7 protein-coding genes are annotated in these 9,534 nt (G+C 35.1%); 1 reads left to right on the plus strand and 6 read right to left on the minus strand.

Annotated elements, in window-relative coordinates:
* Positions 1–71 precede the first annotated feature (71 nt).
* From H8R24_RS10835 to H8R24_RS10860, 6 genes are all read right to left on the minus strand, one after another.
* Positions 72–2,231: a S9 family peptidase gene (locus H8R24_RS10835; RefSeq protein ID WP_187018890.1), complete on the minus strand. Its 2,160-nt coding sequence runs from the start codon at positions 2,229–2,231 to the stop codon at positions 72–74.
* A 6-nt stretch (positions 2,232–2,237) separates the two neighbouring features.
* A complete protein-coding gene (locus H8R24_RS10840; protein ID WP_225876809.1) occupies positions 2,238–3,536 on the minus strand; it encodes an aminopeptidase P family protein in 1,299 nt (432 codons plus the stop codon).
* A gap of 1 nt (position 3,537) precedes the next feature.
* On the minus strand, positions 3,538–4,773 hold the full coding sequence (locus tag H8R24_RS10845) for an NAD(P)/FAD-dependent oxidoreductase (RefSeq protein WP_187018892.1): 1,236 nt from the start codon (positions 4,771–4,773) through the stop codon (positions 3,538–3,540).
* Between the two features lie 76 nt (positions 4,774–4,849).
* On the minus strand, positions 4,850–5,860 hold the full coding sequence (locus tag H8R24_RS10850; protein ID WP_187018894.1) for a 4-hydroxyproline epimerase: 1,011 nt from the start codon (positions 5,858–5,860) through the stop codon (positions 4,850–4,852).
* 14 nt (positions 5,861–5,874) lie between these two features.
* Positions 5,875–7,449, minus strand: a complete 1,575-nt coding sequence (locus H8R24_RS10855; RefSeq protein WP_187018896.1) for an aldehyde dehydrogenase (NADP(+)) — start codon at positions 7,447–7,449, stop codon at positions 5,875–5,877.
* Between the two features lie 73 nt (positions 7,450–7,522).
* The gene (locus tag H8R24_RS10860) at positions 7,523–8,437 is read right to left on the minus strand and encodes a dihydrodipicolinate synthase family protein (RefSeq protein WP_187018898.1); all 915 of its coding nucleotides are present in this window, start codon (positions 8,435–8,437) and stop codon (positions 7,523–7,525) included.
* Positions 8,438–8,617: 180 nt separating this feature from the next.
* On the opposite strand from H8R24_RS10860, the gene H8R24_RS10865 reads away from it, so the two are divergent.
* Complete coding sequence (locus H8R24_RS10865; protein ID WP_187018899.1) at positions 8,618–9,463, plus strand: AraC family transcriptional regulator; 846 nt, start codon at positions 8,618–8,620, stop codon at positions 9,461–9,463.
* Positions 9,464–9,534: the final 71 nt, after the last annotated feature.

The raw sequence follows: 9,534 nt of genomic DNA on the forward strand, positions 1-9,534 counted from the left end.
TTATCAAATAAAAAAGAGGATTTCTATTACAGAAACCCTCTCTAAACATTAAAGCATTTACAAACTTATTTTTATCTAGCTCCTGAAGGGCATTTGATTTCAATAAAATTCAAGAAAGTATCAATCAAATGTTTTCTGGTACCTTCACCTTCATAAATACTGTGCGACCGATTTGGATAAACCATCAAATCAAACATTTTATCATATTTGATTAATTCATTTATCAATACTTCGGCATTTTTATAATGCACATTATCGTCACCTGTTCCATGAATGTACAGTAAATTTCCTGTTAGGTTTTTAGCATGTGTCACAGGGGAAGCCTGAATGTATGCAGCCTCATTTTCGTCAGGCAATCCCATGTATCTTTCGGTATATATATTATCATAAAAATGTTGGTCTGTAACCGCCGCTATAGCTACACCCGTTTTGTATATTTCTGGGTATTGAAACATTAAATTTAAGGTTACTGCTCCTCCACCGCTCCATCCGTGGACAGCAACTCTATCGGTATCAATAAAATTCCATTTCAAAATTTCTTTTGCAGCCATCGCTTGGTCGCGAGTATTAATGATTCCAATATTCTTATAAATCGATTTCCTCCATTTTGTTCCTTTTAGGACTGGAGTTCCTCGGTTATCCATTGCAATACCAATATATCCCTTTGGAATCAACAAATCGATAAAACCATTAAAATAAGGCATATCATTGGCAACAGATGACATGGGTTCTCCATAGACATAAAAAAATAATGGGTATTTTTTAGTTGGATCAAAATCTAATGGTTTTGCCATAATTCCATCCATTTCAACACCGTCAACAGTCGTGACTTTAAATTTTTGTAATGAAAAATTACGCTTGGGTACCGAAAAAGAATCTGCTTCTTCAGGTAGGATTTTTTTATGATTGGATAATGAAACTAAACGAGTATTAAAACTACGATTGATGTTCGAATTAGTATGTTTTGCGTAAGCTCCATCTGTAGAAAATTGATACGTATTAGTTCCTTCAAATTCTTCTGGAGTTACACGCTTCGTTTTTTTAGAATTCAAATTCGTCTCATACAAATAACGTTGCGTAGCATCTTTAGGACTTGCGATGTAATAAATTGACTTCGTTTGATCATTATATGCTTTAAAATAAGCATCGAATTTCTCTGTTGTAATTAATTCTTTCTTTTTCCCATCACTGCTAATTTTATAAATATGCATCCAACCATCGGCATCAGAACTCCATAAAAAAGCCTTTCCGTTATCGACAAAATGACACGGAAAACCATCATATTCCCCTGAAGAAATATCAAAAACATCAATCCAAGTATCTGACTTCTCTTGATAAATTAGATTTGCTTTACCGGATTGCGTATTGCAATTGTATATGGAAACTTGATTTTGATTTCTATTGAGTTGCACCACCATTACCTCTTGGTTGGCAACCCATTCCATGCGAACCAAATAATTATTATCAGGTTCTCCCGGAATATTGAGCCAATTTGTTTTTAATGAATTAATGTCAACAATTCCAATTTTAACCGAAGAAGGCTTCTCTCCAGCTTTTGGATATTCAACAGGAACAGTAAAAGGGTAAAGAGAATCCGTATTATTAATCATTAAATGGAACTTTGTTTCGGAAGCGTCTACGCGCCAAAAAGCAATACTTTTTCCGTCAGGACTCCATCTAAATCCATCACGTGCAGCCAGCTCCTCCTCATAAACCCAATCAAAAGTACCATTGATAACCTTATCTGTTCCGTCTTTTGTCAAAGGCGTTATTTTTCCTGAGTCTAGATTTTCAAGATAAATATTATGTTGGGAAACATAAGCCACATTTTCATTATCACTGGAAAATTTAGCAAACATTAATGAGGATTTTTCTAAGGTTATTCCTAGTTGTTTTCCCTTTCCAGTTTTTAAATCAAAAAACCAATAATCCCCTTTGGTATTAGCTCTCCATACTTTTTGGGAATTGGTGTAAACCAGTGCTTTTGTCTTATTTTCATTCCAAACCAATTTTTCGATTTTTCCTTCGAAACCGGCATTTTTTAATTGCTCTTTGGTAAGAACTGTCTTGTTTTGATCTAATTTATCGATATCATAAACAACAATATTATCTTGCTCATTTACCCAAAACGAATGAGAATTAGGCAACCAATTTAATCGGTTAATATCAATGTTTTTTTGAGCAAAAACACTCGAACAAATAAGAAGTAATAGTAAAAAATGTTTTTTCATAATTGGTTATTTGGAATTAATTAGCTGTTCTATTTCGTCAATTTCAATTGGCATTGCTGCTGATAAATTGATGTTCCCATTTTCTGTCAAAAGGTAATCATTCTCTAATCGGCAACCTATTCCTTCTTCCCGAATATAAATTCCGGGTTCACAAGTAAGTACCATTCCTTTTTCAAAAGGTCTTGAGTATAAACCAACATCATGAACATCTAGCCCTAAATAGTGTGCCGTTCCATGCATGAAATATTTTTTGTACGCCGAATTATCAGGGTCTTGATTGGCAATTTCTTCCAGCGTAATCAATCCTAACTTAATCAATTCTTCCTCAACTAATTTAGCCATTTTTAGTTCGTACTCTTTCGATAAAACGCCTGGTTTTAATAATTTAGAACCTTCTTTTAAACAGTGTAAAACGGACTCATAGACTTCTCTTTGGCGAGGACTGAATTTTCCGTTAACCGGGACACAACGTGTGGTATCCGAATTGTAATTAGCATAACAAACACCAAAATCTACCAAAATCATTTCCCCGACTTTACAAACAGCATCATTTGTATTATAATGCAGTGCGCAGGCGTTTTTGCCAGAAGCTATAATAGGTTTGAACGCATGACGTGTTCCTCCATTTTTAATATATTCATAAGCCAACTCCGCCTCTAATTCGTATTCTTTTTTATTAGGTTTTACCGCATTTAATAATCCCTTAAAACCTTTGACACTAATTGCAATTGCTTGCTGAATCAAAGCCACTTCTTCCTCTGATTTTATGGGGCGTAAATCCCGAGTGATTTTTGCAACGCGCTCGTACTGGTGCAAGGGGTATTTTTCTTTACACCATTGAATCATCCGATCTTGTCGTGTACTCATTTCCGAAGTTACTCTTTTGATGTGTTCATTATGTCCTAAATAAATCGCATCTGATTCAAAGGCAAAAAGCTGAATTGTCTTTTCGAATTCGTGTGTCCATTTTACATTTCTAATTCCAGAAATAGCTGTAACTTGCTCCTTGGTCAAAAAATCACCTTCCCAAATTAAAGTTTGTTCGTTAACTTCTTTTACAAATAAAATAGCTCGATTTTCTTCTTTAAAAGCATCTGGATAAAGCACCAAAATAGTTTCGTCCTGTTCAATTCCTGTTAAATAAAACAAATCATTATTTTGTGCAAAACCCATAACATCATCCGCGTTATTAGGCATTACATCATTTGAAGTTAAAATCGCCAAACTGTTACTGCTCATTTTTGCAATGAAACGTTTTCGGTTATTTGCGAATAAAGAAACTGGAATTGGCTCGTATCTCATCATTTTATAATTGGAACATTTTAGTATCTACAGAAATCTTTTTACCTGAAATAATTTCGGTAATAATTTTCCCTGTTGCGGGTGCAAGACTTAGACCCATCATAGCGTGACCTGTTGCGAAGGTCAAATTTACTACTTTTTTATCTCTAGTGATTATTGGCATTCCAGAAGGCGTACAAGGTCTAAATCCAAACCACGTTTCTTCTACTTTAGGCATTCCAACTTCCATTTCGGGATAAAATTCGTTAATGCTATTTACGATTCCCTGCAATCTGTTTTGGTTTATTTTTGTATCTCCAGTATGGGTTATTTCCATAGTTCCTCCAAAACGAATATCATTATTCATCGGTGTTACCGCTACTTTTCCTTCGCATAAAATAGTCGGGATCGAAGGTTTATGGTCTTTATCTTTTAAAGTAAAACTATAACCTTTACCGGGCAAAATTGAAATTGAAATATTTAATTTTTTAGCCAAAGTCGGGCTCCATGCTCCTGCAGCCAAAACTACCTCATCTGTTGCAAACGAACCTTTATCAGTAACGATTTTTACAATACTATTTTTATCAAAAATGAAATCTTGAACAGTAGTATTCAAATGAATTTCAACTTTTAACCGTTGTAATTCTTTTTTGAGGAATTTCATGAATTTTTGAGGATACAAATGGGCATCACTTTTATAATGTATTCCGCCCAAGACATCCGTTTTTGTACCTTTTTCTAATCCAGCAACTTCGGCTCTGGTTAGATAATCAACTTCTAAACCTAAACGTTCTGCTTCTTTGGCTTCATGAAACATTTCATCAGCAACTTTATCCGTTTTATACAACATCAGTAGCCCTTTTTCTTCATAAAAAAAAGAATCGTTTTCTTTGGCAAAATCTTGATACAGTTCTTTACTCAATAGCGATAAATCACGCAAAGCAGGCATTGCTTTTTCAACATGGTTTGCATTTGCATGTTTATAAAATTGAAGTCCCCATTTAATCAAGTCAGAATTCAGTCTCGGTTTTACATAAAACGGACTTTGGCTATCAAACATCCACTTCATCCCTTGGGCAATCATTCCAGGTTGCGCTAACGGAATGATGTGAGAAGGAACAATCATTCCTGCATTACCATAAGAACAGCCATCATCCATAGCCGATTGATCAAAAACGGTTACTTCATATCCCTCTTTAGCAAGATAATAGGCCGAACACAATCCTATAATACCTCCACCAACAATACTTACTCTTTTCATTGAAATTGAATTAGAAAATTCATTGACAAGTCGGACTAAGACTCATCAATGAATTTATATATATTTATTATGTTATCTATAAAACTTGAAAACCATGTGCATAAGGATCATCGATTTCATCAATTATGATATTGTTGTAACCGTATACTTTTGCCCAACCTTGAATACTGGGCACAATTGCAGGTATTTCTCCAATTGTTGTTTCTTCGACTACTCGACCAATAAACTTGCTACCGATATAGCTTTCGTGAATAAAATCTTCACCCATTTTTAATTTCCCTTTGGCATGTAATTGTGCCATTCTAGCAGAAGTCCCTGTTCCGCATGGCGAACGATCAATCGCTTTGTCTCCATAAAAAACAGCATTTCGTCCTGATGATGTAGGATCTAATGGCTCACCAGTCCACAACATATGGGTTACATCTCGGATGGTGTCGTTTTCAGGATGGATAAAATAATCCGGGTATTTTTGGTTGATCAACTTTCGTACCTCTTGACTGAATTGAATAATTTTACTTGCCGTAAAATCTTGAATCCCAGAAAAATTCTGTTGTGGATCTACAATTGCATAATAATTTCCGCCATAAGCCACATCAAAAGTAATTTCGCCCAACTCAGGACATTCGATAGTCAATCCTTCTGCAGCGAGATATGATTTCACATTAGTCAAACGTACCCAATCAACCTTTTGCCCCGTTTGTTGGTACTCAATATTCACCAATCCTGCCGGTGCTTCCATTTTTATTTTCCCTGGGATTTTTGGGGTTACCAAACCTTCTTCGATAGCAATAGTAATGGTTCCAATAGTTCCATGACCACACATAGGTAAACAGCCTGATGTTTCTATAAATAAAATCCCAAAATCATTCTCTGGATTACTAGGCGGATACAAGATACTACCGCTCATCATATCGTGACCACGAGGCTCAAACATTAATCCTTTACGTATCCAATCGAATTCAGCAAGAAAATGTTGTCTCTTCTCACTCATGTTGGCCCCAACAAGGTTAGGACCACCTCCAGCAACAACCCTTACTGGATTCCCACAAGTGTGTGCATCTACGCAAAAAAAAGTTTTCTTTGACATACTTTATAGATGAATTAGATTGTTTGTTTGTTATTTACTAATCTTGAAATCCCTAATGGGTTATCATCTTGCAATTCGGCTGGTAATAATGCATTGGGCCAATTTTGATAACTTACTGGTCGTACCCATCGTTTTACTGCATGAATTCCAACTGCTGTAAATCGAGAATCAGATGAAGCAGGATACGGTCCACCGTGCAACATTGAAGGACACACTTCGGCACCCGTTGGCACGCCGTTAAAAATCAATCGTCCTACTCTATTTTGTAAAGCAGCTATCACACCAGTATAATTTATGATTTCAGCTTCCTCTGCAATGATAGTTCCTGTTAATTGCCCTTCTAATTTTTCTATTATAGCAATAAGTTCCGCTTCATTCTCACATTCAACAATGAGTGAAAAAGGCCCAAATACTTCTTGATGAAGCCTTGTGTTTTCTAAAAATGTTTTCCCATTTACAACTAACACTGTTTGTGCAGCATAATTAGGTGCTATTTCCGATTTAATTTCAGCAACAGTCCTAACTCCATCCTGCTGTTGTAATTCCTTTTTGCCGTTAGTAAAATTTTTTAAAATCGTAGGATGCAGCATACAAGACGGAGAAATTTTCTCAATCTCTTCAGATAATTGCGTTACAAAACTACTCAAAGCATCACTCTTTATTCCTAAAAGCAATCCTGGATTAGTACAAAACTGACCAGTTCCTAAAGTGATGGAACCCGCATAAGCAGTTGCCCAAGAAGCACTTTTTTGTTCTATCGCCTGAGGCAATAAAACTACAGGATTGATACTTCCCATTTCAGCAAAAACAGGAATTGGTTCTGGGCGTTGTGAAGCCAAATCAAACAAGGCTCTCCCTCCTTTAATACTTCCTGTAAAACCAACTCCTTTTACTAAGGGATGTCTCACAAGACTACCTCCTACAACTACACCACCACCATTCAGGTTAGAAAACACCCCTTCTGGCATATTTGTTTTTTGTGCTGCTTTAATCACTGCCGATGCTACCATCTCCCCGGTTCCAACATGCATAGAGTGACTCTTTACAATTACTGGACAACCAGCCGCTAATGCCGATGCGGTATCACCTCCTGCTGTGGAATAAGCAAAAGGAAAGTTACTAGCTCCAAAAACTACTACGGGACCAAAAGGAACTAACATTTTACGCAAATCAATTTTAGGAATGGGCTGCCTTTCTGGTAAAGCGGTGTCTATTGTTGCTTCTACCCAATTTCCTTCAGCTACCATATCGGCAAAAGAGCGTAATTGCAAAATCGTGCGCCCTCTTTCTCCTTCGGCTCTACCTTTTGGGAAACCAGACTCAGCACAATATACGGCTAACAATTCGTCACCTAGTGCCATTATTTCATCGGCTATGGCATTTAGAAAAGCTGCTTTTTCCGTACCTGTACAGTTTTTATATACTTTATAGGCATTGTTCGCCAAAGCAACTGTTTCATCAATTTCATCCGGAGTAGCTTCTGTAAAAACCCACGGATTTTCCTCATTCAATTGTGGGTTGAACGTTTTAAAGGTTTTTGATCCGCTAGCTTTTAGTTGGCTTCCTATATAATTTTTTCCTGTAATCATGTTTATTGTTTTTAAAGATGAACACTTTACAACTCTAAATAAAAACTGTAAAGGCAATCTTGTGAGTATACAATTATAAATTTTTATAGTCTGGCAATGTTGGTCTTGTTCGTAAACCTTCCGTAATGATTGACAAAACTCTTTCTCTTTCAGCACCTCGAAGTGGTAATCTTGGCGCACGTACATGCTCTGTTCCAATTCCGGTTGCAACTTCTGCTAATTTGATATTTTGAACCAAGAAGGCGTTTATATCCAATTCTAACAATGGTAAAAACCATCTGTATATTTTTAGTGCTTCCTCGATTCTTCCAGCTTTCGCTAATTTGTAAATGGCTACGGTTTCAGCTGGAAAAGCATCTACTAAACCAGAAACCCATCCGTCTGACCCCATTAATATACTCTCTAAAGCTAAAGTATCTACACCAGACAAAATCTTCAAACGATCCCCAAAACGATTAATCATTCGAGTCACATTCGATATATCTCTTGTAGATTCTTTTACCGCTTGAATGGTATCGTATTTCAATAATTCTTCAAACATATCCAGTGTAACCTCAATTTTATAATCAACGGGATTGTTGTAAATCATAATAGGAAGCGAAGTATTTTTCGCTACTTCTGAAAAGTAAACAACAGTTTCATAATCAGATGCATTGTATCGCATTGGAGGCAACATCATCAAACCTTTTGCTCCATCTTGTTCCGCTTTATTAGCAGCTAAAATTGCTCCGCGAGTAGTCTGTTCAGCTATATTCATAATAATGGGTACTTGTCCGTTCACCATACTCACCGTACCTTTAACCAGCTCTCTTTTTTCTTCTTCTAATAATGTACTAGCCTCACCTAATGTCCCTCCTAAAATAATACCTTCAACACCAGCTTCTAATTGTGCTTTTATATTAACCTCAAACATATTGAAGTCTAACTTATCATCCGCAGTAAATTTTGTAGTAACTGCTGGCATTACACCTTTCCATTGAATACTCATAATATAATATTTTAATTACGGATCAAAATTATTTATATAAATGAAATTATCTAGCTAATAAATTACCCAAAATTAATACTATATTACCCTATATACTGTACATATTGAAAAAACAGATTAATATAATACCGCTTTTGAAGGTAATTTGAATACATTTGTAATGTAATTAATCAAAGTAACATGAAAATTTTTCCTTTTAAAATTCCTAAATCTGGAGAAGAACCTCTTATATATCAAGAAGATATAGAAATCATGTTTTACGACAAACTACATCAACATGAGGATATCCAAATCAGTTTTATAGAAAAAGGAGAAGGTGCTATCTTTGCTGGGGATACTATTTCAAATTATAAAAAAGGAGACATTTTGCTAATTGGTAGTAATTTACCCCATGTTTTTAGAAGTGATGTACGTGAGAATGAAACTTCAATAATGCAGACGATATTCTTTACAATGAATTCATTTGGACAAGATTTTTTTACTTTGAGCACTTTTAAAAGTATTCAGCCATTTATTAATAGTAGCAAAAATGGTTACATATTACGTAATGCTCCAAAAAAAATTACTAAATCATTTAAAAAATTAAAAAAAGTTGATAACTATGAGCGTTTTATTTTGTTTTTAACCATTATAAAATGGCTTTCTAACAACGAGAAAGAGCCGCTCTCTCATTATTTATATGAAAAAAAAATTACTGATAACGAAAGCAATAGAATGCAAAATGTGTTTGAACATGTAATGGCTAACTTTCATAAAAACATCACATTGGACGAAATTTCATCAATTGCAAGTATGACTAAAAATGCTTTTTGCCGCTATTTTAAAGTTCGAACAAATAAGTCGTTTTTTCAGTTTCTCATAGAGGTACGTATTGAACGAGCTTCTAAATTATTAGCTGATGATAATGAGCTTTCTGTTTTAGAAATTGCCGAATTATGCGGCTTTAATAATATCTCTAATTTCAATCGGAAATTTAAGGAATTAAAACATACTTCCCCATTACAATACAAAAAATTAAACCTCTAATTAGGGCTTGCTGAAAAAGTATTCTCAATTTTCATATAACTGGATTTAATTTCACCAAATAATCACTTTCA

Source organism: Flavobacterium muglaense (assembly GCF_014305155.1).
In the GTDB taxonomy this organism is placed as follows: Bacteria; Bacteroidota; Bacteroidia; order Flavobacteriales; family Flavobacteriaceae; genus Flavobacterium; species Flavobacterium muglaense.